The organism is Microcoleus sp. FACHB-831 (assembly GCF_014695585.1).
GTDB lineage: Bacteria > Cyanobacteriota > Cyanobacteriia > Cyanobacteriales > FACHB-T130 > FACHB-831.
Genome location: NZ_JACJON010000057.1, coordinates 114,647 through 139,125, shown reverse-complemented (window position 1 = coordinate 139,125; position 24,479 = coordinate 114,647). Strand labels below are relative to the sequence as shown.

General features: G+C 44.8%; 20 protein-coding genes and 1 pseudogene. 9 read left to right on the top strand and 12 right to left on the bottom strand.

Features of this window, described 5'->3' with window-relative positions; translation table 11 throughout:
* The first annotated feature begins 96 nt into the window (after positions 1-96).
* From H6F77_RS15215 to H6F77_RS15205, 3 genes and pseudogenes are all read left to right on the top strand, one after another.
* Complete coding sequence (locus H6F77_RS15215) at positions 97-1,206, top strand: aromatic ring-hydroxylating dioxygenase subunit alpha (RefSeq protein ID WP_190489589.1); 1,110 nt, start codon at positions 97-99, stop codon at positions 1,204-1,206.
* A 16-nt stretch (positions 1,207-1,222) separates the two neighbouring features.
* A pseudogene (locus H6F77_RS15210) lies at positions 1,223-1,573 on the top strand (Uma2 family endonuclease); the annotation flags it as partial.
* Positions 1,574-1,617: 44 nt separating this feature from the next.
* A complete protein-coding gene (locus H6F77_RS15205) occupies positions 1,618-2,811 on the top strand; it encodes a WD40 repeat domain-containing protein (RefSeq protein ID WP_206753469.1) in 1,194 nt (397 codons plus the stop codon).
* A 43-nt stretch (positions 2,812-2,854) separates the two neighbouring features.
* Here the strand turns inward: H6F77_RS15205 and H6F77_RS15200 are convergent, their stop codons facing one another.
* On the bottom strand, positions 2,855-4,852 hold the full coding sequence (locus H6F77_RS15200) for a zinc metalloprotease HtpX (protein WP_190489528.1): 1,998 nt from the start codon (positions 4,850-4,852) through the stop codon (positions 2,855-2,857).
* 257 nt (positions 4,853-5,109) lie between these two features.
* Positions 5,110-5,916: a hypothetical protein gene (locus tag H6F77_RS15195; RefSeq protein WP_190489527.1), complete on the bottom strand. Its 807-nt coding sequence runs from the start codon at positions 5,914-5,916 to the stop codon at positions 5,110-5,112.
* A gap of 438 nt (positions 5,917-6,354) precedes the next feature.
* Between H6F77_RS15195 and H6F77_RS15190 the strand changes: the two genes are divergently transcribed.
* The 5 genes from H6F77_RS15190 (at position 6,355) to psb30 (ending at position 10,889) form a co-directional block, all read left to right on the top strand.
* Positions 6,355-7,662, top strand: coding sequence for a glutamate-5-semialdehyde dehydrogenase (locus H6F77_RS15190; protein WP_190489526.1), 1,308 nt, complete (start codon positions 6,355-6,357; stop codon positions 7,660-7,662).
* Positions 7,663-7,769: 107 nt separating this feature from the next.
* Entirely contained in the window at positions 7,770-8,729 is a 960-nt protein-coding gene (locus H6F77_RS15185; RefSeq protein ID WP_190489525.1) for a bestrophin family protein, read from the top strand.
* A gap of 88 nt (positions 8,730-8,817) precedes the next feature.
* Positions 8,818-9,180 carry a dihydroneopterin aldolase gene (gene folB / locus H6F77_RS15180; protein ID WP_190489588.1) on the top strand — a complete coding sequence of 121 codons (363 nt, stop codon included), beginning with the start codon at positions 8,818-8,820 and terminating at the stop codon, positions 9,178-9,180.
* Between the two features lie 39 nt (positions 9,181-9,219).
* On the top strand, positions 9,220-10,440 hold the full coding sequence (locus H6F77_RS15175) for a patatin-like phospholipase family protein (protein ID WP_190489524.1): 1,221 nt from the start codon (positions 9,220-9,222) through the stop codon (positions 10,438-10,440).
* Positions 10,441-10,523: 83 nt separating this feature from the next.
* Complete coding sequence (psb30, locus tag H6F77_RS29005) at positions 10,524-10,889, top strand: photosystem II reaction center protein Ycf12/Psb30 (RefSeq protein WP_309228855.1); 366 nt, start codon at positions 10,524-10,526, stop codon at positions 10,887-10,889.
* 117 nt (positions 10,890-11,006) lie between these two features.
* Here the strand turns inward: psb30 and recJ are convergent, their stop codons facing one another.
* The 10 genes from recJ to cysH form a co-directional block, all read right to left on the bottom strand.
* Entirely contained in the window at positions 11,007-13,067 is a 2,061-nt protein-coding gene (gene recJ / locus H6F77_RS15165; protein ID WP_190489523.1) for a single-stranded-DNA-specific exonuclease RecJ, read from the bottom strand.
* Between the two features lie 83 nt (positions 13,068-13,150).
* On the bottom strand, positions 13,151-13,972 hold the full coding sequence (locus tag H6F77_RS15160) for an alpha/beta fold hydrolase (protein ID WP_190489522.1): 822 nt from the start codon (positions 13,970-13,972) through the stop codon (positions 13,151-13,153).
* A gap of 375 nt (positions 13,973-14,347) precedes the next feature.
* Positions 14,348-14,776: a hypothetical protein gene (locus tag H6F77_RS15155; protein WP_190489521.1), complete on the bottom strand. Its 429-nt coding sequence runs from the start codon at positions 14,774-14,776 to the stop codon at positions 14,348-14,350.
* Between the two features lie 78 nt (positions 14,777-14,854).
* On the bottom strand, positions 14,855-15,577 hold the full coding sequence (locus H6F77_RS15150; RefSeq protein ID WP_190489520.1) for a CPBP family intramembrane glutamic endopeptidase: 723 nt from the start codon (positions 15,575-15,577) through the stop codon (positions 14,855-14,857).
* Positions 15,578-15,693: 116 nt separating this feature from the next.
* A complete protein-coding gene (locus H6F77_RS15145) occupies positions 15,694-16,422 on the bottom strand; it encodes a hypothetical protein (protein WP_190489519.1) in 729 nt (242 codons plus the stop codon).
* A gap of 14 nt (positions 16,423-16,436) precedes the next feature.
* The gene (locus tag H6F77_RS15140; protein WP_190489518.1) at positions 16,437-18,197 is read right to left on the bottom strand and encodes an iron uptake porin; all 1,761 of its coding nucleotides are present in this window, start codon (positions 18,195-18,197) and stop codon (positions 16,437-16,439) included.
* Positions 18,198-18,218: 21 nt separating this feature from the next.
* Positions 18,219-19,421, bottom strand: a complete 1,203-nt coding sequence (locus tag H6F77_RS15135) for a S1 family peptidase (RefSeq protein WP_190489517.1) — start codon at positions 19,419-19,421, stop codon at positions 18,219-18,221.
* Positions 19,422-19,633: 212 nt separating this feature from the next.
* Positions 19,634-21,472, bottom strand: a complete 1,839-nt coding sequence (locus H6F77_RS15130) for an APC family permease (protein ID WP_190489516.1) — start codon at positions 21,470-21,472, stop codon at positions 19,634-19,636.
* Between the two features lie 403 nt (positions 21,473-21,875).
* Positions 21,876-23,204 (bottom strand): exonuclease subunit SbcD, encoded by a 1,329-nt coding sequence (gene sbcD, locus H6F77_RS15125; RefSeq protein ID WP_190489515.1) that lies wholly within the window; start codon positions 23,202-23,204, stop codon positions 21,876-21,878.
* A gap of 117 nt (positions 23,205-23,321) precedes the next feature.
* Positions 23,322-24,071: a phosphoadenosine phosphosulfate reductase gene (gene cysH / locus H6F77_RS15120; protein WP_375335942.1), complete on the bottom strand. Its 750-nt coding sequence runs from the start codon at positions 24,069-24,071 to the stop codon at positions 23,322-23,324.
* 78 nt (positions 24,072-24,149) lie between these two features.
* Here cysH and H6F77_RS15115 point away from each other — a divergent pair, with 78 nt between their 5' ends.
* A complete protein-coding gene (locus H6F77_RS15115) occupies positions 24,150-24,431 on the top strand; it encodes a glutaredoxin family protein (protein WP_190489514.1) in 282 nt (93 codons plus the stop codon).
* Positions 24,432-24,479: the final 48 nt, after the last annotated feature.

The window sequence follows — 24,479 nt, the reverse complement described above, 5'->3', positions numbered from 1 at the left end:
TAATCGTTTCCAGGCTCCAGCCTGGGAACGCTACTATACTTTTACAAAAGTGAGATGCACCGTTAAGATTTGATTGTTGATAAGGTTGATGCGCTCATGTCTTACGTTTCTACAATTAACCAAAATCGCGATATCCGTCAGCTAGGAATTAACCTAGAACGCTGGTATGTGGTTGCACAAAGCAGCGAAGTAAAAGACCAGCTTTTGGGAGTTACCTTATGGAATCAACCGATTGTTATTTATCGAGATAGTGGGGGTAAAATTCACGCTTTAGAGGATAGATGCCCCCACCGTCAAGTTAAATTAAGTCATGGGAAAGTGAAGGGCGATCGCGTAGAATGTGCCTATCACGGTTGGCAATTTAATTACGAAGGCGAGTGTGCAGCCGTTCCCTATCTAGCTGCTAATCAGAAATTACCCACTTGCAAGATTCGCCGCTATCCCGTCCGCGAACAAGACGGCTTTATCTGGCTTTTCCCTGGAGATGATACCTTATCAGACAATATTTCTATTTTAGGATTGCCAGAGTGGGAACATCTCAACTATATCGCCACTGTTTCAGTCATCAACTGTAACGCCCATTACTCCTATCTAATTGAAAATCTGATGGATATGTATCACGGGCATTTGCATGAAGATTGGCAAGCTTGGACTGAAGCAGTGCTTGATGATATTGTCGAAGACGATAATAGGGTAGATGCTCATTATAAAGCTTTAAGTTATTATAAAATAGATAAAATTTGGTCTATTTCTCAGTTATTTTTTCCAGCCCTGCGACGACTGCACCCTGAACCGTTAGATGTGAGTTATATTTACCCGCATTGGTCGTCAACTTTGGGGGAAGATTTTAAAATTTATTGTCTGCTGTGTCCCATAGATGAAACGACAACGAAAGCTTATTTAATTCATTTCACATCATTGAATGCATTTTGGCGATTGCACAAATTGCCTGTGTGGTTTAGGCGATTTGTGAAAAATAGTTTGTTTGGTTCGGCGCAAAAGTTACTCGATGGGTTGGTGCGTCAAGATGTGCAGATGATTGAAGAGGAACAACAGGCTTATCTTAATAATCCAAGCCAGCGGAGTTATGAATTGAATCGAGCTTTAGTAAGCGTGCAACGGTTGATGAGAAGTCAGGTTGAACAGAGACGCGATAAATCGCCGTCTCTACAAGAAACAATAAATTCAATAAGCGTGGCGGAGTAAAGATGCCAATGTTGGATTTCGCACCGCTTCTAAGAAACCTCGCAATCCTGATGTATGCGTAATTGAAGGTACGCTATGGAGACAAAATCCCCCAAATGTCTCAGCGGTACTAGAAGAACTATTGCTATTGGTTGTTGAGGTCGTAAGCGAAAGCACTGTTGCAACAGACTATCGCTACAAACGATCTGAATATGCCGCACTGGAAATTCCTGAATACTGGATTGTAGATTCCCTGAGTGCCAAAGTTTCCGTTTTGCTACTGGTAGAGGGTTTTTATCAGGTGACAGAATTTATGGGATGTGACAGAATTGTGTCGCCAACGTTCCCAGAACTTGAGTTAACAGTAAAGCAAGTATTAGAAGCCTAGAGGTTGGCAAGCCGTAGCAAAGCGCGTGGAGTGTGCCAGTAAAGATGCTCGTGCCAGAAAATTCCAATCAACCAAGAGTCTTCGATGCAGTTAAAGGTGGTTATAACCCAGCACCGCCTAGCAGTGCAGTCTTGGGGGGACTGCCAGCAGTAAGGCAACGGCTAACAAATGCAGATATAGAAGTTCGGCTCGCTGCCCTAGAAGAAACTGTAAATTATGGTAGGGCAGGATTAAACTTGCTGGTTCGGATTTTGTACCATACGTCGGGACAGCTACAGCATCGTGCATTCAAGCTGCTGCGTTATCGGACAGAACCGGAAGTGCGCGAGGCGCTGCGTCCATTCCATCCCCATGAATTTCTAAGGTGCGATCGCACTATCCAAGCTCATACTACCTGGGTGTTTTCTGTCGCTTTTAGCCCCAACGGGCGGACTCTTGCCAGCGCCAGCAAGGATAAAACTATCCAAGTCTGGGAGGTAAGCAGCGGTCGGAACATCTGCACCCTCGACGGTCATGCTAACTGGGTGTTTTCCGTCGCCTACAGCTTGCGATCGCCTATTCTAGCTAGCGGCAGTTGGGATAATACTATCAAGCTCTGGGACCGCAGTTCGGGAGAAGAAATTTGCACGCTTACGGGTCATGCAAACTGGGTTAATTCTCTGGCTTTCAGCCCTAAAGGAATTCTAGCTAGCGGCAGCAGTGACAAGACTATCAAACTGTGGCACGCAGCTACGCAGCGGCAACTTTGCACCCTCAAGGGTCATGAGGGAGGAGTCTTATCCGTTGCTTTCAGCCCCGATGGGCGTCTGGTTGCTTCCGGCAGCCGCGACAACACGATTAAGCTGTGGGATGCCGCTACTGGTAAGGAATTACGCACTCTCAGAGGCCATACCGAACAAGTTAACGCGATCGCCTTTAGCCCCGACGGACACATTCTCGCTTCCGGCAGCTTTGACAATAACATCAAGCTGTGGGATACCTTTAGCGGCGAGGAACTTTGCACCCTCGCAGGTCACGACCGCTGGATCTATGCGATCGCTTTTAGTCCCGATGGGCAAACTTTAGCTAGTGGAAGTCGCGACAACACCATCAAACTCTGGCAGATGAGTAGCGGTCGTCAACTTTGCACTCTTCCCGGTCATACTTGGTCGGTTTGTTCCCTCGCTTTCAGCCCCGATGGACACATTCTCGCTAGCGGCGGCGATGACGGTACTATCAAGATTTGGCGGTGCGATTAGCCCTCACCCTACCCTCTCCCATTGGGAGAGGGTAGGGTGAGGGCTAATTTAGATAGTTGCTCAAAAGCGCTATAGCGGCGCTGCCCAAGATAATCGAACCACAACCGAAAACCAGCGACCAGAAACGATGGTAACTATTAACGATTGTGCCGCTTTTACTATTGAGCTGGATTAAATCCATCCAGGGCGCGACGCCGCGACGGAACCAACCCAATGCACCAACTTCTGAACCAATCAAGCTTTGAACTCGCTTCATGCCAAACAGGAAGTTCCCCAAGGGGCCAAAGCGAGAAGCATAGTGTACATAGAGTAAACCGCTGCGGTCTTGGATCGTTAAATCAGATCCAAACTTGTATCCAGAATCGCCACGCCCAATCAGTTCGCCTTGCAGTTTTGCTGGTTGTCCCCGCAAAGGACTTGCATAAGGGTCAGACATTAACGTAAGGATGTCGGTTTCCGCTGCTTGCTTGTAGTCGGGGAACATCACTAATGTTTTGAGCAATACTCCCAAACCTAAGCCGATAAGCGGGCAACCAACTAACAGGCTCAGGTTTTTGGATTGCATTACTAGGAAGAAGCCAATTGCCAAACCTGCAACAAAGCCAATAGTTTCTGCTCCGTAAAGTACGATGTCTAGCAAAAAGTTGCCGTAGAGCTTGCTCTTGCTCAGACTTCTGCCCTCGCCCACTATCCGCCCCATGTCAAATTCAGTTTCTATACCAAGTTGTTCTGCATAGGTACTGAGGGCGCGAACCCGTTTTCCAGTGAGGGGGTGAGTAGAATTCAACTCCATCCACCAACCCCAAGGGTTGAACATATCCCACAAGAAGACGCGACCGATTTTTGCTGGTTCTGAAGCAATGCGGTAAGCGGTTCCCGTGCTGGCGGCTGCTTTGTGGTCGTAAATGCCTAGCGCCCTCGTGCCTTCAATTAAGCGGCTGGGTTCTTTAGCTCGTTGACCTTCTTCGACAATGCCGTATGCAATCTTAACTAAGGCGCGGGATAGCCCGTTGGGGTTGCCAGTGCTTTCGGCTGCGAAGTGATCTGCATAGTATTCTCGCGTCCGGGATAGATACAGCACTAAATATGTACCAATGAGGTAAAAGATATAGGCTACAACTGCGGCAACAGCGATCGCATCTTTGGCTTTATTATCTCCTCCACTCCGACCTAAGCGACGGGCAAAGCTGTATATCAAATAAGTAATTTGCACCAAGGTTGATGCTAAGGTCATTACCGCAAAGTCCCAATGGACTATATGCCCCATTTCGTGGGCATAGACGGTGGCAATTTCATCATCATCTAAATAGGTGAACAGCCCTTCGCTAACTACCAACCTCGCGCTGTTGGGTAGCGAACCATATGTAAATGCTGTTGGGTTCTGGTCGTCAATGATTCCCAGCCTGGGCGTTTTCAGCTTTTTCTGTTCGCAAATGCGCTGAATAACTCTCGCTGTCTCTGGACTTTTGTTTTCAAGTTCTCCCATCTCCACCCAGCGCGTATGGTACATCCAGTTCTGTACCAAGTCCATAATCCAGGGGGACAGGAAAAACCCTATGGTGTTGAAAATCAGAGTTAAACCTACGCCGATAGCTAGCGCCAGTTTTGGATCGTCGCTGTTGTAAATCAAGACAACGGCTAAACTTAACACCAACACCATCCCGAACAGCAAGGAGAGGGTGACGCCAGAAGCCAAGGTAAGATTCCCGCCAACCTTTGCCATTGCCAACTTAGCGCCGACTGTCGAGGCTCTACTTGCTTGGCGGGCGGGTGCAGGTTGTTTGCTAGCGATCGCCTGGAGAGCTTTTTCTGCCCAGGCGCGTACTTGTGCATTTTCGCTAGTGGCTACCAGTTCGTGACACAAGGCGATCGCTCTATCTGTCTGCCCGCTACCCCCATACGCTTTCACTAGCCCCATCTGAGCTTTCATATACTCGGTGGCGCGAGTATCGAGACAGTTGTGGCAAAAATTTTCCAGTAATTGAACAGCTTCTTTATACCGTTCTTGTTTTAGTGCCGCTAATCCAGATTCTAGTGACATGGACATCTCCCTTAAGAGAGAGGATGGTTATTGGTTTACGAATAACCTATAACTCCAAGGGCATACCCTAAAAATTCGCAAAAGTTTAGAAGTACATTGTGCGTTAGAGATTGCACTGGCGCGATCGCCGATATCTGTACCCTAGCTCTTATCTAAGCGTTTTTCCTTACCCCAAAGTGACGTACACCAGTAGCATGTCGAGGCTCGACATCTCAGACAGGGTTGGTGAAATTAAAATTTTCAACCGCAAGCGACACTCAAAGAGTGTCGCTTGCGGTTGATCCATCACCTTCTGACCAATCTCCATACCGGAATTTATTAACAAATGTATCAATAGCTCCTAAGACTTTTTCCCACCCAAGCTGGTTTAAAGACTCGTCAGACATATCGCTACTCAACTCATCAACCTGCGGATTTTCAATTAAAGGCTCCCCCTCTGGCACAGTGTTGGTTAAATCGAATGGCAACTGTTCTAGCTCCCGCAGACGGCTCTCTACATCAGACTGCGCCTCGTCTATCATTTGCAGACGAGCATCTGCATCCGACTGCAATTGCAAGAGCGCCCGAAAACGTGCATGGGGATCTAAAGGCAAGGTGCCTATCTTACAGAGACGCACATCTGAATCGCAGTTAGACTCAGATGTTATTTGGGAATTGCCATTAACAACAACCCGCAGCTGCTGCAATTTTTGACGATTTATAACAAATTCAGCCCGCAAATCCTGCCATTTCTCGCTATATCTAACCCATTCATGCTGTGCCTGCTCGAATTCCCGGCGATATTCAGCAAACTTAACCCGCAATTCCTGTCTTTTCTGGCGACATTCACCCAACTTCGCTCGCAATTGCTTGTTTTTCTCGCGATATTCAGCAAAAGCAGTTGCGGACTGAAATTGCTGGTTACTACCAGCAATTTCAGTCCGCAACTGCTGGCATTTCTGGCGATATTCAGCCAAATCAGCCCTAAATTGCTGCTTTGCCTGCAAATGTTTAACATACTCAGCCTGCAACGACTCTATCGCTTTAAGCTGGGTATCTGAGGCTAACTTAGGAATAAGTGCCATAAATATCTCGATGTGAATTAATTAAAATAAATATCCGGCTATGTTATATAACACCTTAACTAAGAATTCCACTAATTGCCCAAAGCACCTCAAATTGATATTCTTACTAAAAGAATATATGGCTAGCTTGCGCCAAGAGTCAAAAATATCCAGGAAAAGGACATAATTAAACATAAAAACGACTTAAGCACCAACCTAAAAAATCGGAGGGCTATTTCGCCTATCAACCGAAAACATTCTTTCTATCCCCTTGGCTAAAAGGATAAAGTTAGACAAAGATAGGGGAGAAGTTTTAAAATTTATTGTATCTACTTGCTGAGAATCATCTCTAGGGATAGCTATATCGTAGCTAGAAGCAGGCATCACTAGATGAAGATGTTAGCAAAAGACAATATTTTGCTAAACTTTGGATTGCACGCAGGCATTTGATCCACACCTATGACCGCTTCTAAAATTGCTTCTATTCCTCTTAGTGCGATCGCACAACAAACCCGTTCTTCAGCACGAAGTCTGGCGGCTCTCTCAACCTCGTCTAAAAATCAAGCCATCGAAGCGATCGCGCGTTCTCTAGAATCTGCAAGCGCTGACATCTTAGCGGCTAACGCGGCTGATTGCAAAGCTGCGGAGTCGGCTGGAATTGCTAAGCCGCTATATGCGCGGTTGAAGTTGGATGAGACTAAACTTAAGGGTGCGATCGCAGGCGTGCGCGATGTCGGTAAATTACCAGATCCAGTAGGCGAAATCCAAACTCACCGGGAACTAGATGAAGGGTTAATTCTCAAGCGCATCACCTGTCCTCTCGGTGTTTTGGGCGTTATCTTTGAAGCGCGTCCCGATGCAGCAATTCAAATTGCTAGTCTTGCTATCAAATCGGGTAACGGCGTTATCCTTAAATGCGGACAAGAAGCTGTGCGTTCTTGTGAAGCGATTGTGAAAGCAATTCACCAAGGATTAGCCGATACTGATGTTAATCCCGATGTTGTGCAGTTGCTAACTACTAGAGAGGAAACTTTAGCTCTTTTGCAGTTAGATCAATACGTGGATTTAATTATTCCCAGAGGCTCTAATTCTTTTGTGCGATTTGTGCAAGAAAATACGCGGATTCCTGTCTTAGGTCATGCAGAAGGAATCTGCCATGTCTATGTTGATGAAGAAGCGGATATTCAAAAAGCTGTAGCGATCGCCATCGATGCCAAAACTCAGTATCCAGCAGCTTGCAACGCCATAGAAACTTTGCTGGTGCATCGAGCGATCGCTACTTCATTCTTACCGATTGTTGCTACTGCAATGCAAGAAAAAAATGTAGAATTGCGCGGCGATGGACTAACGTGCGAGATTGTAGAAAATATCTCAGCGGCGACAGATGCAGATTGGGCGACAGAGTACAGCGATTTGATTTTGGCTATTAAGATTGTAGATTCTTTAGACGAAGCGATCGCGCACATCAACACCTACGGTTCCAGGCATACTGACGCAATTATTACGGAAAATTCCACTACCGCCGCTACTTTTATGGGACAGGTGGATGCTGCTGGTGTATATCACAATTGTTCCACTCGCTTCGCCGATGGATTCCGCTACGGATTGGGTGCAGAAGTAGGAATTAGCACCCAGAAAATGCCCCCTCGCGGGCCAGTTGGCTTGGAAGGACTGGTGACATATAAATATCAAATTGTAGGTGACGGACATATTGCAGGCACTTACAGCGGTGCAGACGCCAAGCCTTTCAGCCACCGAGATTTATAGTTAACTAATACTTTTTGGTTAACGATTCATTTAGTAGCCCGGCATCGCCCACCATTAAAATAATTGGTAAGTTCCGGGCTACTATTAACTAAATTTGAAAACTTAGCATGACAACCGAAGGATTCAACTGGCTTAGATTGGCTTTGCAGTGGCGTGGTTCAGTTGCTCCCATTATTTTCCCCCGCGTCCTGTTGTGCGGCCTTTTCGGTTTGTTAATTTCCCTATTCGCTTATTCTGGATTATCAATATCTGGAAATATTTTAGATAATTTAGTTGCTAATGTTGTTTACAATCTTGTTTTAGGTTTATTATTAGTTTTTCGTACTAATACCGCTTACGAACGATTTTGGGAAGGTAGAAAATGTTTGGGTATTTTGGTTGTTGCCGTCCGTAACTTAGCGCGGCAAATTTGGGTAGGGGTAGCTACGCCAGAAGCTATAGATAAAGAGAATAAAATAGCAATTATGCGGATGTTGGGTAGCTTTGCGATCGCTACTAAATTACATCTGCGACAAGAGTTTGCCAACGGAGAGTTAGAAGGTATGTTTACTAACTCCCAATATCTAAAGCTCAAAAGTGTTAAAAATCAACCATTAGAATTGGCTCTCTGGATTGGTGATTACTTGCAGCAACAGCATGACCGTAATTGCTTGAGTAGCAATCAGTTACAGGCTATGAATCTATTGCTCGATCATATGATAGAGGCTTTAACTGGCTGCGAACGCATTTTAAAAACACCAATACCGTTGGCATATGCTATTTATCTAAAGCGACTATTGCTAATATATTGTTTTGCTTTGCCGTTTCAAATAGTCGAGAAATCGGGTTTTTGGACTGGCCCGATTGTAGCTACGATTGCATTTATTTTATTTGGTATTGAACAAATTGGTAATGAAATTGAAAACCCTTTTGGACGCGATCCAAATGACTTGCCCTTAGATGATATTTGCACTAGCATAGTGGAAAATATAGAAGATATGCTCTTGGTAGTAGAGGCAGAATCGACAGAGCCTTTGGAAGATAAGCTTGCCGCTGTAGCTGAATTGGAGGCTTTACCAGTAGAGTAGCTATTGTCTGTGATATTCTTTAAAGAAAGACGCGAGAATTGAAAGATACAGAAGAAAAGGGCGTCTATAAACCAGAGAAATCATGGAAATGGATTGCATTCAAGTAAGAGGAATTCGCTGCTACGGTTATACGGGGTACTTGCCAGAAGAGCAAGTTTTGGGGCAGCGGTTTGAGGTGGATCTGACGTTATGGCTAGATTTAGCAACAGCGGGGAAAACGGACGCAATAGAAGATACTCTGGATTACCGCAGCGCGATCGCTTCAATTCAGCATATTGTAAAAACCTCTAAGTTTGCCTTGGTGGAAAAATTGGCTTCCGCGATCGCACTGGCTATTTTAGAATACGATAAAGTACACCAAGTTAAAGTCAGGCTGACAAAACCCGCTGCTCCGATTCCTGATTTTGGTGGTGAAATCAGCGTGGAAATAATCAGGTCGAAAACTTTTTAATTAGTATTTTAACGGCGATTATTCGTGGAGGAAAAAATAGTGACTTTTCGCATTCTCAGTTTTGATGGTGGCGGTATTAGAGGTGTTATGTCGGCAGCTATTTTAAGAGCAGTCGAAAAACAGCTAGACCAGCCATTAAATGAATATTTTGACCTAATTGCCGGGACTTCAACTGGATCGATTTTAGCCAGTGCGATCGCTATGGGGTTCAAAAGCGATGCAGTTATCAACCTTTACAAGGAAAACGGACACAAAATATTCCCTTACACCAACCTTTTTTCACTACAACGGTTGGGATTGGTGATGCAATTTGGTTTATCTGCTCCTAAATATTCAGACCAAGGGTTGATCGAAGTTCTACAAAACCAATTTGGCAACACAAGGCTGTCTGACGTGAAATCGACGAGACTGTTGATTGCAGCTTACGACACCCTTAGTAGAAACGGGATAATTTTTAAAAGCTGGCGTAAAGATAAACCTTGGGTGAACGTTCCGCTGTGGGAGGCTTGTGTCTGTTCCGCATCGGCTCCAAGCTATTTCCCCGCTCATAAACTAGAGACTGTAACAAAGGGAATTGCTCAAGACGGCTCGACAAATACAATTAAGTTAGACAAAAAGAATGCCTCTTCTACTAAGAATGAATACAGCAAGGGGCTTATTAAGATTACAAGCGGAACCGGAAGCGGTCAAACTCGCCCCATCACCAGCTATGATGGCCGTTCAAGAGTGGCGCGGGTAGGTGCAAATTGGCAGATAATACCGGATGCAACTTCGGAATACGAAGTGGTGATGCAATATTCAGTTATTGACGGTGGAGTTGGCGCTAACAATCCCACTGCTTGTGCTGTGGCTGAAGCTATTAGAATACTTAAAGAAAAACAAGGAAATACAGAACAGCAAGATCCAATGGATATTGCCGTGCTGTCAATTGGAACGGGAAGCTCAAATCGTACAATTCGCTGGGAAGATGCGAGGGGTTGGGGATTAATTCAATGGGGATGGAAAGGACGCCTAATTGATGTAGTTTTTGACGCTCCCTCTGACATTACTGACTATATTACCGAGCAGGTTATGAGCGTTCCTGGTATGGGGGATGATGATGATAGTTCCCGATACTTGCGTCTGCAACCGGAAATCGTCAACGATGCAATGGACGATGCGACGCCAGTGAATGTGGCTCAGTTAATTAAATTTGGCGAGGAGTACGTGGAAGTTAATAAAGATTTGCTGATGAAGTTCTTGCAGGGAACTTCTTCTTAAAGGTAAATTGCCGCAGGCTAGAAGTCTGCCTGCGTCGCTAGGTGGCAGGCATTTGCCTCTAGTTGCCCCACTACGACGCCCGCGTGAGTTGTTTTCGGTTGGGGTTGTGGGGATTCTGCTACGCAAGCGTAGGGAGTTGCTCTTGCCTTGGGTACGCGATCGCCGATTCCTCCTTACCACCTTACCGTTTTCTATCGAAATTTATACTTTTGTTAAGTTCCTTAAATAAGGGGTGCGATCGCTGGGTAAAATCGAATGGCGAATTTTGCCCAAGACATTCTATTCGTAACGTCCACGAGGGGAAAGAGATGGAGTTTATAAGCGATATAGCAAGCGGTTTAGGCAGCGTCAACTGGGAAGTTATCGCCCAGCTGACCTTTGTAGCATTAATTATGCTGTCTGGGCCAATAGTGATTTTTTTACTGGCAGCGCAGCGCGGCAACCTTTAAAAGAGTTTTGAGTGTTGAGTTTTGAGTGTTGAGTTAAAAGGCGATAATTCAAAACTCAACTAAAATAATTTTGAGTGTTGAGTTAAAAGGCGATAACTTAAAACTCAACACCAAGGGCTACTTAGTTTCCAAAGCACTGAGAGCAGCCTTAATTAAATCGAAATAAGGTGGCTTAGTCACATCGACTTCATCCGCTTCTTCCCGCTTTATTCCCAAAAAGCCGACTCTTTGGCCTCGCTGAATCGCTAAGACTTTGCCTTGGGGATTTCTAATTCTTAATTCCCTCAAAGACTCCACCAGGCTGCAAGTGTAGCGGCGATCGTTGTGGTAAAACTCGGCTTTCTTTTGGGCAGCCGTAGGGGAAGAAGTTACCGGGAGCCTGACACCTACTAACACTAGCTCTATATTAGTGTTGCCATTCCAGTTGTTTTCTTGCAATTTGTAGGCGATATCGATTTGAGAAGGTAGGGGGAAGTAATCGCCCCACCGCCAAGCGATCGCTTTAATTCTATTTGGCTGGCCGTCCTGTTCTAATATCAATTTGATGTGACCCTTGCCAACAATTTGTTGACTAACTACCCGCACTTCAGGCGTCCAAAAAACGGGATCTGGATTTTCAATGCCGCAGGGATGTAGCGAGTCAATCTGCTTGTAAAGATTGAGATCGATTTGCTCAAAATTAGCGCGGGCATCAATTGAAATCAACGGCTTTAGATGTTGTGGTTCGAGACACTGGTGAGCAAACTTGCTTAATCTTTCTCGAAATGCCCCCAAATTTTTAGCTGAGAAGGAAAAACCTCCAGCCGCCCTGTGACCGCCATATTTTTCTAACAAGTCGTGGCAGGATTCCAACGCTTCAAATACATGGAATTCTGGAATACTCCGCGCCGAACCTCGGATGTGTCCATCTTCCTCATAAGTGCCGATAAACACAGGTACGCCATAGCGTTCCACCAAGCGAGAGGCGACAATACCAATAACCCCGTGATGCCAACCCGCTTGCACAATAACTAATACGCGCTGTTGTTGGAAACTAATCTGATTTTGTTCGCACAAATCAACAGCTTCTCGTTCAATTTCCTCGCAGAGTTGCTGTCGTCTTTGGTTAATTTCTTCGCACTGCCTCGCACGTTCTTGTGCTACCCCCATATCATCTGTAGTCAGCAAATCAATTACAATTTGAGGGTCATCAAGTCTACCTACGGCATTAATGCGCGGGCCAAGTTTAAAACCAATATCCTCCGGTTTTAGGGTTTTTGCATTTTTACCCCCATTTGATAAAGCGGCGAACAATGTTGGATTCGCTTGTTCCCCGCTTCCTGGTGCTGACTTTACTCCAGCAACTTCAATTAATGCTTGCACCCCTTTTAATTGCGAGTGCGGCAATTCCCTTAACCCGCGCTTTAACCAGCGGCGATTAACTCCCGTCAAAGGTGCTAAATCGGCAATAGTTCCTAAGGTATATAGTTCTAAAAGAGACTTAGTTAATCCCTGAAGTTTACCCAGTTTTTGGGCAAGAGTTACAGCCAAAACGTAGGCAACACCAACACCAGCTAGACCGCGATAGGGAGAAAGTTCGGGGAGTAGTTTGGGGTTGAGGATAGCATCGGCTGGGGGAAGTTTCTCTGGTAAATCGTGGTGGTCGGTGACGATGACTTTTATCCCAAGTTGCCGCGCCCTATCGATGGGTTCATAAGCTGAAATCCCGTTATCTACAGTTAAAATTAGCGAGACTTCTTCGCGGTGGAATTCTTCAACTATGCGACTATTAATGCCGTAGCCATCTTTCATGCGGCTGGGTATGGCGTAATCTACTTTAGCGCCTAAGTGACGCAGCGCCCTTAATAATAAGGCGGTGCTGGTCATACCATCGGCGTCGTAGTCGCCACAAATAGCAATTTTTTGGTGCGATGTTATGGCATCAATTAATAAATCTACGCTGATTGCCAAATCGGGAAATTCTTCTAGCGGCGTTGGCAAGAACTGGGAATCTGGATTTAAATAGACCAGCCCCTGTTCAGTTGTCTCAATGCCCCGGTTAATTAACACTTGAGTTATAAGGGGCGAGAGATTAGTAGCAGCCGCTAACTGTTGCGCCTGGTTGTCTCTTGCTGGATAAATGTGCCAGCGCTGGAGGGGCAACCGCTGAGATTTTGGAGAGTTGGATTGGTCTGGCACAGGGGCTGTATTTTTAGCACAACAGTTTATCCTATCAGCAATTAGGGATACTTGCTACCACAACAAAATCATTTAGTTTTCTCTTAGATAGGTTGGGGCGATCGCTCATATGAAACTTGTTCTTGCCTATGTTCAATTTTCTCAATAAACTCCGAGATAATCGCTGCAAATTTATCGGCAAAGAAAAGATTCCATTCGTGGTATCCTTCCTCTACAACTAGCATTTCTGCTCCTCTTATACCCTCAAAAAACTCTTTGCCAGACTTTAGAGGAGTAAGCAGATCGTTTTCACCCCACACAACTAAAGACGGGACTTGAATTTTTGGCAAAATGGGTCTTAAATCTTGCTCTATCCCCATTTTGCCTAAGTTGATAATACTGCGAATCTTAACCAAGCAGTTGAGGAAGAATACTTGAGGTATCAAAAAATGTTGATAGCTAAAAGGCTTTTCCCAAGCTTGTGCAGGCATTTCCATAGCCCGCCGTAACACTATTTCCGGCACAGTCCCTAGAGGAAAACCCGTGCTATCGGCTATTAATAGGCTGCGGACAAGATCTGGCCTTGAGGCTGCCAAGGCAATACCGATTCCTCCTCCTATGGAATGTCCGACGATATGCGCTTTTTTGATATTAAGCGTATCTAAAAAAGCGATTATAAATTGAGCATATTTCTGATAGTTGAAATCTGCGTCATTATAAATTAGTTTCTCAAACTCTAGCAAACGAGGCACTATAACGCGATAGCGCTGGACTAAAATATTTAAGCTTTCTTGATAAGGTTCAACTCCTACACCCCAGCCATGTAAAAATACCAGCGGTGCTGAATTTGATGCGATTCCTCCTTCTAAATAAGGAATGTTAAATCCTGATAAGCTAACTTGCTTTTCTATAAGTTGGTGTTTCATTTGTGACTTTTTTGGGAAATTTTGGCTTCAATATTATTTTCTAAAACAGCCAAAAAGAGGTTTTAGATGATGGACTGAAAAAATCTAAAGCACGCCACGAATAGGCTATACCTAACAATATGCAAAATTAGGTATCCTGCCAATGCGCGATCGCACCTTAACAATTTCATCCCAATATTTTTCTATTGCGATCTTTGCCCTTGAATGGCTTTACCAGTAGGTAGGAAACACAGGTTAAAATTAAACATTGTTACTTTTCTTAACAATGTTGTCATGTATACATCGTAGCTACCGACCTATGGGCTGAGGTCTACCCATAGTGTGAAACTGCATCCACTTCTAAAGTGGGGGTTATATTATGCAACTATAAGATTTTTAGAAAACAGCAATACGACCGTCGTCTTTGAGATAAACCGTGCGATCGCCTGGAGGACGCCCGCCGGAACGCACTTCCACCCGCAAGGTTCTAGCCGTCGGTTTAGCAATCCTCACTCGCAGAGGCTGACCGTTTTCATCCCAAACTACTAAAGAAAAATTGGGGTCTGTATTTCCCCCGCGCACGAAAGACGAAACTTCTCCTGGAATTAGGGCAATCGGTTCAGTACCGTAGACCTTCTGTAGCTGAATAATGCCCGATGTCAGGTTAGCTACTTGGACAGTAATGCGTTGTCCCGGTACAAACTGTATTGGTTTCGGGCCGCATCTATTACCCGAACAGGAGCGGGCGATCGCTGGATTCGGGCTTCCTGTTTGGCTCAAGACAAGGGCTATTGATAGTAAGGCTGCGGGTAAAAGTTTAGACATATATAGGGCGGAAAAAATAGATATTATCAGGATATGAAAGACGCTTTTTTTGTTTTTTGTGCCCGCCTATTTAATATCTTAAAGTACAGCTAGAAGGTTATTTACTGAATGTAACAAAATTGTTAGATAGACAGAGCCAGTTTTTAGGCGTGCCATTCCCAGTAAAATCCCTAAAGCAAAAAGTACGCCCATAAAATAAAGATCGTATTGTGTGTGAATTATCGTCCATAGCAATGAAGTAATTAGTATAGAACCTATAGAACCTAGACGGGAACGTCTGATTCCTTCAAACAAAAATCCTCTAAATAAAACTTCCTCAAATATCGGTGCTATAACTATAATAGCTAGATAAAGTGCTGGAGAAAAATAAGCTGTTTTTACTATTTCGGTCACAAAAGGTGATGGTGAAATTTTTAATAAATTAGTAATGCCAGCGGTAATAGCTATGTAAAGTGCCAAAAAAATCAACCATAAAAAATAATCTTTTATAGTGGCTTGTCTAAGGCCAAGATAAATTTTGAGATTAATATTCTTGCGAAGCTTCGCAAACCAAATAGTTAAAGCTGTACAAATAGGGGCAGAACCAATAACGGATAGTGAAAGTAAGAAGCCGTTGATTGATAAGCTTTTGGCAAAAGCCTCTCGATCTATGTTAGGGTTCTGGGCAAGCTGAAAGATAGCGTATAGGATAGCGATCGCCACTTGCATCCCAAAATATGTTGCTAATACAATAGCGGTAAAGCCTAATGTTGGCCATAAGCCCCAAGGCACAGGTCTATTTTCAGCATCTGATGTTGACATTTCTCGGATAACCTCAAAAGTCAGAGTTTTTCCTATCTCTAGTGTCGCTGACTTCCGAGCAAAAGACAAATATCGTGATTTTTGGAATTATTACCGCGTCTTGCGATGTAAATGGTCTAGCGATCGCTGGGTAGTCCTATTGATAGTTGGGCTGGTGCTGACAGCGGTTGGTTATCATCATCGACATTTGGAATTTGAGTTTGGGGAAGTTGAATAAATATTGTGGTGCTAGGGTCATTTGGATCTACAACCTGAACAGCGCCACTCACATTATTATCTTTGATAGCAAAACTACCGCTGTAATTTCTTCGCCCGCTAAAGTTTATCGTTTTACCGTTGGCTTGTATAGCCCCATTAACTGTTAGCGTGCCTATCCGAGGATCTGTACCATATTGAGGGCTGGTAAAGGTCAATATAGGGACATTAGGTCCAACCGCAAAAGTAGTCTTGAGAAAATTGGGAGAATTTTCGTTGCGACTCAAGACGGTTAAAGTACCATTTATAGGACTAATTACTGGCGCCGAAAGCGGATTTAAGGAAGCATTAGAAAGCTCGCTAACTGAATCGCTAGCAAAGTAGTTGTCTGCGCCATCTAAGGCAGAGTCAAGGAACTTACCGAAGCCAAACTGCTGCCTTCTTTCTTCTTCAAAAAAACCTGGGTTTGGGCGGCGCGGAGCATTTCGGTCAGTTGTTTGGGGAGATGTGGATTGTGTAACGGTACTGTTTACAGGTTGTTGTGCATTTGCTAGACCAAACGCATCTAAATTTAAACAATAGAGAGTTGCTGACACAAGTATTAGCAGCTTTCCAGAAAAATAGCGATTGATATTTTTGCTAATTATCATCAAATTTTCCCCCTTTAGAAGCGAAAAGTAGTTCGTAGTACGCCAACATAGATAGTTTTATTATTTTCAATATTTCCAGGATTCGTCACCATGAAAAACCCCGGCGTGATGGAAATCCTGTTATTGACCGTCAACCGATAGAAAGTTTCTAGGTGAAACGAGGAAGAGTCTTCTAAAAGACCGCCGTTGGCTCCGACGAATCCCAGGACACGAATTAGTCTGGGAGGTTGCCCAACCATTAATGCTAGCAAATCTCCTCGCCGTCCGAAGGGATCGGAAATACCCAAGGAAAACATATAATTAGTGCTGACAGCGAACGCTTGGGTAGCGGCGGCATAAGTTCCAACAATACCGCCCCAAGTTGCAAAGGTGAGTTTAGGGGAAATTCGCCATTGTAGAGTTCCACTCAAGGCATGAATATTAGATCGTTGATCGATGAATCCAGAAGCATCGGCGATCGCGCTTCCGGTAAAAGTATTTAATCGACCGTCAGGCGAGTAATTATAGACATAACTGATGCCAGTCAGTACGCTATTACCCGGTAACAGTAAAAATTGAATTCCGGTTGCATGAGCGTTTTTACCAAATATAAAACCGTCATCTGAATTATTAGTCCTTCTAGTGCCGTAAGCTACTTGTAAGCGAGCGCGATTTCCTAACAACAAATCCATACCGAAGCCAGCATCCAAAGCGCCAATCTTGAAGACGGGATTCGCTTCGCCAAAGCGGGAAATTGAGCCTCGACCTGTATCAAAATAAGGAGAATTGGCGCTCAGGACGCTGCTCAAGCTAAAGCCAACTGGCCTAAACGTAAAAACCGCGCGATCGCCAAATGCGGCAAAGCGATACTCTGCCATTGCTAACTGTATATTGTTGTTAGTACCTGCCTGATAAGAAAGTAAAACTGTATTGGTGTTCAGTGCGTCAGGGCTAGCAAAGCCTAAGTTATCAAAGTTACCACCAGCGAGTTCCATCCGCAGTCGGTCTTTGCCAGTAAAAGACGCGACTATTTGCAATCGCGTTAGGTAGTTGAGAACCGTGTTAGCCTTCCCTGTACCTGGAGGGCCACCTCCAAAGGCATTTGCGGCGGCAAAGATCGCCTCTCCCCCCAATATTACGGTTGTAGAAAATTGATGGTTTTCTAGATAATCTGTACGACCCTCAAGTTTATCGACCCGACCTTGCAAAGCAGTTAGTTCAGATGCAAACTGTTCTTGCAGTTTTCGCAGCGTTTCCAAATCTTGCTGCTTGGCTTTATCTTCCACATTAGCGGTAACTAACTGCTCAATTTTTTTGATAGTTGCATCCAATGCAGCGGCAAATTCATAGCGAGTTAAGGTGCGATTTCCCTGGAAAGTTTCATCAGGATAGCCAGAAATTATGCCATACTTTTCTACTAAGTTTCGCAATGCTTGATAAGCCCAATCTGACGTTTGTACGTCCGACAGTTCTGAGACAGAAGTTACTCGCTCGCTTTCGTCATCCGGCGAATTATTATCATCCGGTTCATCGTTACTGTCAACTTGCGCGATCGCTTCATTCTCTCCAACATCTGCTGCTGGTGGAGTTGGTTGTGATAAAAACTCTGATTCTAGGCTGTGGTTATTTTCTGAAATGGCCCCCCGTGATAACTGAGAAATTTCCGGTAATTGTTGGCTTTCCTCAAGTATTGGAGAATCGTGGATCGCAGCTAATTCATCTATTACCTCAGCCAAAGCGGATGGTGCAGCTAACAATAATATTGATATAGCAGATAAAAAATATTTCGCGTTCACGAATGCTCCTTACAGCTTAATTTACCTGCTGTTACACTCATCGCGAGCGCCCAGGTTGACGCTTATAGAGCAATTTCCGAGTCTACCATCAATGCTAGAAAACCCGCCATAAATATCGTCTATGACATCATTGGGATCTTCAAAGCCATCAGAAAGGGCATCAAATTCTACCTTGCCACTTGCCTGCGCGATCGCCCGGATTCCCCCTGGCATCATTCCTCTTTTAATCAGAGCCGCAGAAGGCGGGTCAACATTGAAGGGTAATTTAAGGCCGAATTCTTGCAGTTTAAGCAAAAAGTAATTGACATTCTGCGAACTGCTAAATAAAGAATTCAGGCTGTCAAAATCAGGATTTTTTCCTAGTAATGCTGTTGGGTTTTCGCCAGACTCTAATGCAGCCTGCGATTGATTTACAGGCTGAATGTTAGCGCCACATTGAGGTTTTGTACTTCTACCTAACCCGTGACTGCCAATCACTTTTCCTTTATTATCAAAGACTGGCCCGCCGCTCATTCCCGCCCTTGTATTATCCGTATAAAAAATGCTATAGCCCTGGTATTTCAGATCGGGATTAAGCTTTCCACTCACGCGACCCCAGGCTAAACGCCTCTGGCGACGAGCTACCTTACCGCGACATTTGGGCGAACCATCTTCGTTAAATTGTCCAGGAATTACCTCTTTTTCCGGATCTGGCCAGCCTGAGATATAAACCGTATCGCCCATTTTTACAGTATCGGCGTCTCCCAATGAAGCAACAGGATAGTTGCGATCGCTCTCAAAACTAAGAATAGCGAGATCTGTACCTTGAACGTTCTCCCCTGGAGGTTTACAGCCAAATCTTATCAGAGATGTAAGCCTTGGTTCGCTAACGAGCGGACAACCCCTACCATCATCTACCTTGCTGGCGACATGAACTGTGCGATCGCTTGTCCTAATCCCAAACGACTGATTATTCTCTACAAGATCTTGCCGAAAGTTATGGGCAACCGTTAAAACATAGTAAGTTTTTCCGTTTCTAGCAATAATTACCCCAGAACCAGGATTCCAAACTCCTTCCTTATTTCTTTGGCTCGCTAAAGGATTGTTACGGTTTTCCTCTATTTCTTTCTTTAATTCTGGCGTCAGTCCAGGCGCGATCAGCACTGTAGTTTGCCGTGCAATCGAATTAATTTCCTCTGGTGAAAGCGCCGCTAAACTTGGATTTGCAGCTAGGCAACTCAGCATAATTCCTCCAATTAATGTGGATAAATAAGCTGCTCTGCCTTGTTTTTGCCCGTAGATACTAACTAAAAGTTTTGTTGAAATCGGTTTTCTTTCTTTTGCGTTTTGCCCTTGTTCCCTGTATGTTAATGCAAAAATTTTTGGTTTTGTTATTTTTAGGAATTTACTAGGATTCATTGGTATATTTTGCTAAATTAACTATCTCTAATTTGGGATTAAAGGTAATATCTCACAGTAGTAACAACTCTATTGCTTTTCTTAGCTCGTAGAGCCACCTTCAAAAACAAAGTAGTTTGATTGTGCAAAAGACCCTCCCACCAATTCCGCGTCACGAAAGCGGGAATTATCACCGTAGACAAAGCCCCAGGATGACGCGCTTCAAACTCTTCGACAAACTGCACAATTGGACGCGATACTGAGCGATAGGGCGAATCTACAATTACCAAAGGGATATCTGCTTCTAATTCTTGCCATCTTTGTTGCAGTTTTTCTCGATTTGTCGAACCAAGATCAACATGAAGTGCAACAATCTCATCAGCAATACTGCGGGCATAATCAAGCGCCTCTACTGTGCCTCGGTGTAATTGGCCTACTACAACTATCGCTGGGTGCGTTACGATGTCCCCTTTAGGTCTCGGAACATAACTTCTAGGCGCTATTTCCTGAATGCTGAGGCGTTCTGCCACATATTTATAGTGACTGTTAATGCTTAAAAACAGACACACAACAAGTGGAATTGCTACTACAACTAACCAAGCTCCTAACAGGAACTTCGTTGACACAATTACACCCAAAACTACAAGGGTAGCAATGGCTCCCAAGCCATTCATCAAGGCGCTAGCTTGCCAACCGGAAGTTTTTTCATTGAGCCAGCGGCGCACCATTCCAGCTTGAGAGAGGGTAAAGGAAGTAAACACGCCTACAGCATAGAGGGGAATAATAGCGTTAACTTGCCCTTTGAAGATTACGACCAAGATAGCAGAGGCGACGCTGAGGAAAATAATACCGTTGGAATAGACTAAGCGATCGCCTAAAATTGCTAATTGCCGGGGTAAAAATCCATCCCTCGCCAAAAAATAACAAAGTCTGGGAAAATCCGCAAAACTGGTATTAGCTGCTAACAGTAAAACTAACAGAGTTGCTACCTGGATAAAATAGTAAAACGGCCCCTCTCCCAATATCTCGCGACCCAATAGAGACACTACCGTTTGTCCCTCTTCTGGAACGATGTGATAAGTGTAAGCTAACTCAGTAATTCCCATAAACATCGTGCCTAAAATCGCCCCCATCCAGAGCAATGTCAGGCGGGCATTTTTCCACTCCGGTCGCTTGAAAGCTAACACTCCATCAGATATTGCTTCCACCCCCGTTAGGGCTGTGCAGCCAGCAGAAAACGCCCTCAAAATGAAAAATAAACTGACGTTTTCTGTAATACGAACTTCCGGATATATGTGAGGTACTGGAGCAACTGCTTGGCGATAATAACCAATACCAATCAAAACGAAAATACAGGCAATAAACGTATAAGTGGGAATCATAAACAGCTGGCCTGATTCCTTCACTCCCCTGAGATTTGCCACCATCAATAAGAAGATAAACAGCACGCAAAGCTCTACCGTGTAGGGTGTTAGTTGGGGAACGGCTGAAGTTAGAGCGGCGGTTCCAGCAGAGATGCTGACAGTGACAGTTAGGATATAGTCGATCATCAAAGAAGCGCCTGCAACCAACCCTGGATACAAACCCAGGTTTTCTCGCGCCACAATGTAGGAACCACCGCCTTGGGGATAAGCTCTAATAGTTTGGCGGTAGGAAAGTATGACAATCACCAGAAGGGCGATAATCGCTATGGCAATGGGTAAAGACCAACTCAAAGCGCCAGTTCCAGCAGCCACCAGCACCAACAGTATCTCTTCTGTCGCGTAGGCAACAGAAGAGAGAGCATCCGACGAAAGCACGGCCAATGCTGCGGCGTTGCTCAATCGTTCTTCAGCATGGGCGCTTGTCGGTAAAGATTCACCGATTAAAACTCGCTTCAGCCCGGAATAGAAGGACATAAAAAGCCTACCCGTAAACTTTTATAGCAAATGCAGATGACCATTAATATTAGCGATCGCCAGCGTTGTTGTCTATTACTATGCTCTTAAATCTTACTGGAGACTGGTTATTGGCGATTAAGCAATGGTAAAGCAGATTTTAAATTTTCTTACTCTGCATAAACAACCTTAAAAATATAGGGATATTTACAGGCAGTTGATATTAAGCCCAAGCTAGATACCCAGGACTAAGCAGCCAATACTACCAAATAGCCGTCTAGTTGACTGCACGCTTCAGCAAAATTATGCAGCGCATCTTCGACAAAGCCAGCAAAGCTTATCGGATACAAATGTGTTTCTAAGAAGGCAATCAACCTTTTGCCAATAACTCAGAAAATTAGGAATGCTGGGGTAGAGATTCAAACTAAAGTAACCTCAGTTGAGCATCTACATTACCCCCCACTTGTTGGCTGTTTTGATTAGTATTTTTCTCCAACTCCGACCCACCCTTACTTGTCTCTAACCACAGTACCTCCTCAGCTTCCAATAACCTGTGTGCTGCCTCCATCAACTCGCTTTGAATATCTTTGAGATCTTCACGATTATCCAAGTAAGTTTTCAGCGCCGACATTGGATCGATACTACTACCAGCATCTAGTTCAGGCAAGCGCGGACGTGCTAGCTGACTAATTAATTCTGGCTGAATTGTATAAGTGTGAGCATCGCTCAAAGCCCGGTGCAACGCCGCATTATCAATTTGATCTATTTGTTCGGAGCGCAGCTTGTAAATTAGCCTTACTACTGCCTCCTGAAGCTCGTGTTTCTCAATAGCTTTTAACAAAGCAGCTTGCGGTTCAGCTGCCTTAGATACATCCACCTGTATCGTCCGGAAAACGCGAACTGGCAAAGGACAAAATTCCCACTCAGCCTTGCCTCGCTCTAGCTGCACCATTACATAACCTTTGTCTTCCTTCTCTTCAGAGAAATCCACCCGCTCGATGCTACCTGGGTAGATAACAGGCGGGTCGTTAGATTTATTAAGGTTTTGGTGCTTGTGGACGTGGCCTAAAGCAACATAGTCAAAGCAGTCCCGCGTTAGCAATGACAGAGGGAGGGTAAAGCCTTTGCCTACTGCCAGCAAGCGTTCTGCTCCCAAGCTAGCGTTGTCTGCCATGAGGTGAGCTAGTAAGACAGTTGGCACTTCTGGGTCTAAACGCCGAATTTCACCTTCTATGCGGGGATTTAGCTTATCGATTAATAAGTGGTTTACTTCAGCCAGAGAAAGCCCTTCTGTGTCCGGGCGAGTTAGCAGAGTAGAACGGGTAAGCCAAGGGAGAGTAAGGATTTGGACTGGGCCACTGCGGGTTTCGATGCGGTGGGTCTCTATGGCATCGCCAACGACAAACCCAGGCACTCCCAATGTACGATAGATGCCGAGACTTGCTCCGCCTTGGCCTTGGGAATGTTGGTCGTGATTGCCTACGAGCAAGACTGTAGGGATGCCCGCATCGACCAAGCGCCGAAACTGTCCGGCAAAGGCTTCTTTGACATAAGGGGGCGGCGTAGCGTCGGGGAAGGCGTCGCCACCGAATAAGACCAGATCTACTTGTTCTGCGATCGCGCTGTCAATACACCTTCCCAAGGTATTAACAAAATCCTCCAGCCTCGTATTTAACCCTGTTTCTGGATTAATCCGTCCGTGGGAAAACCCACTTCCCATGTGTATATCCGATAGGTGGAGGATTTTAATCATTTTGGTAATTGGTAATTTGTAATTGGGGAAATGAGATTAGGGAATGCTTTATAGAGTTTTGAGTTATTAATTCAAAACTCAAAACTCAAAACTCAAAATTCCCCAATCCCCCATTCCCTAGATGTGAATGCCGCACTCAGTTTTACCAGTTCCCCGCCAGCGACCTGCACGTTCATCTTCACCCTCACCTACTTGGGTGGTAATCGGTTCGTCGCCAATGCTGGGATATCCTTGGTCATGTAAGGGATTATAGATTACGCCGTGTTCGGCGACATAATCCCAGCTAGCTTTGCGCGTCCAACTTGCTAAGGGATTTACCTTTAAGCGCCCCTTGTTATCAAGTTCAAACGCTGGCATATCAGCCCTAGTTACTGCTTGGTCGCGGCGTCTCCCTGTAATCCAAGCTACTGTATTCAGTTCCCCAAGACCGCGTTGCAATGGTTCAATTTTGGTCAGGTGGTGGAATTGTGTAATATCAGTGTCCCAAAGTGCTTCGCCATATTTTGCGGCAAAGGCATCGCGGGAATCTACGTCTGGAATCTTGTAAGTCTTGAGATCTAAGTTATAGATTTCCTTAGATTTGGCTACAAGTTCCAGGGTTTGAGGAAAATGGTACAGCGTATCGAGAAACAGTACCGGGGTTGGCGTGCCTGGTTTCAGGTCGCGGTAAAGTATATCGGTGATAACTAAATCGTCAACGTTGAAGGCACTGGTTTGTACCAGCCCAGTTGGGATATTCTCAACACACCAGGCGAGAATCTCTCTGGGATGGGCAGTATCGAATTTCTGGTTTAGTTCATCTAGGTTAAAAGCGGTGGCTTGGGTCATTTCAGCTGTTGACTCTAAATTTTGGAGCGTCTTTAACATTGCCAATTTTACCGCACAAAGACAGGTAAACCGACCGGAAAAGAGTGTTTATCAAACTTACTCAGTTGGAAAAATTCAATGCGATTAATTTTGTACAGCAAGCCTGGTTGTCATCTTTGCGAAGGTTTACAGGAAAAGCTAGAACAAATACAAACTCTGGACTTTCAGCTAGAGGTGAGAGATATTACCACCCGCGAAGATTGGTTCCAAGCTTATCAATATGAAGTTCCTGTCCTGTTGCGAGTTCGACCCCAGCGTAATGACGTAGAAGAACCGCTGCCCCGCCCGTCGCCTCGTGCTAACGTGCAACAGTTGGAACAAATGCTACAGAAGTATTTAGTGGCTGATGATGCAAAATAGGCGCAAGCCGATTTTAGATTGAAGAATTGGCTATTTTGGATTGGAGCC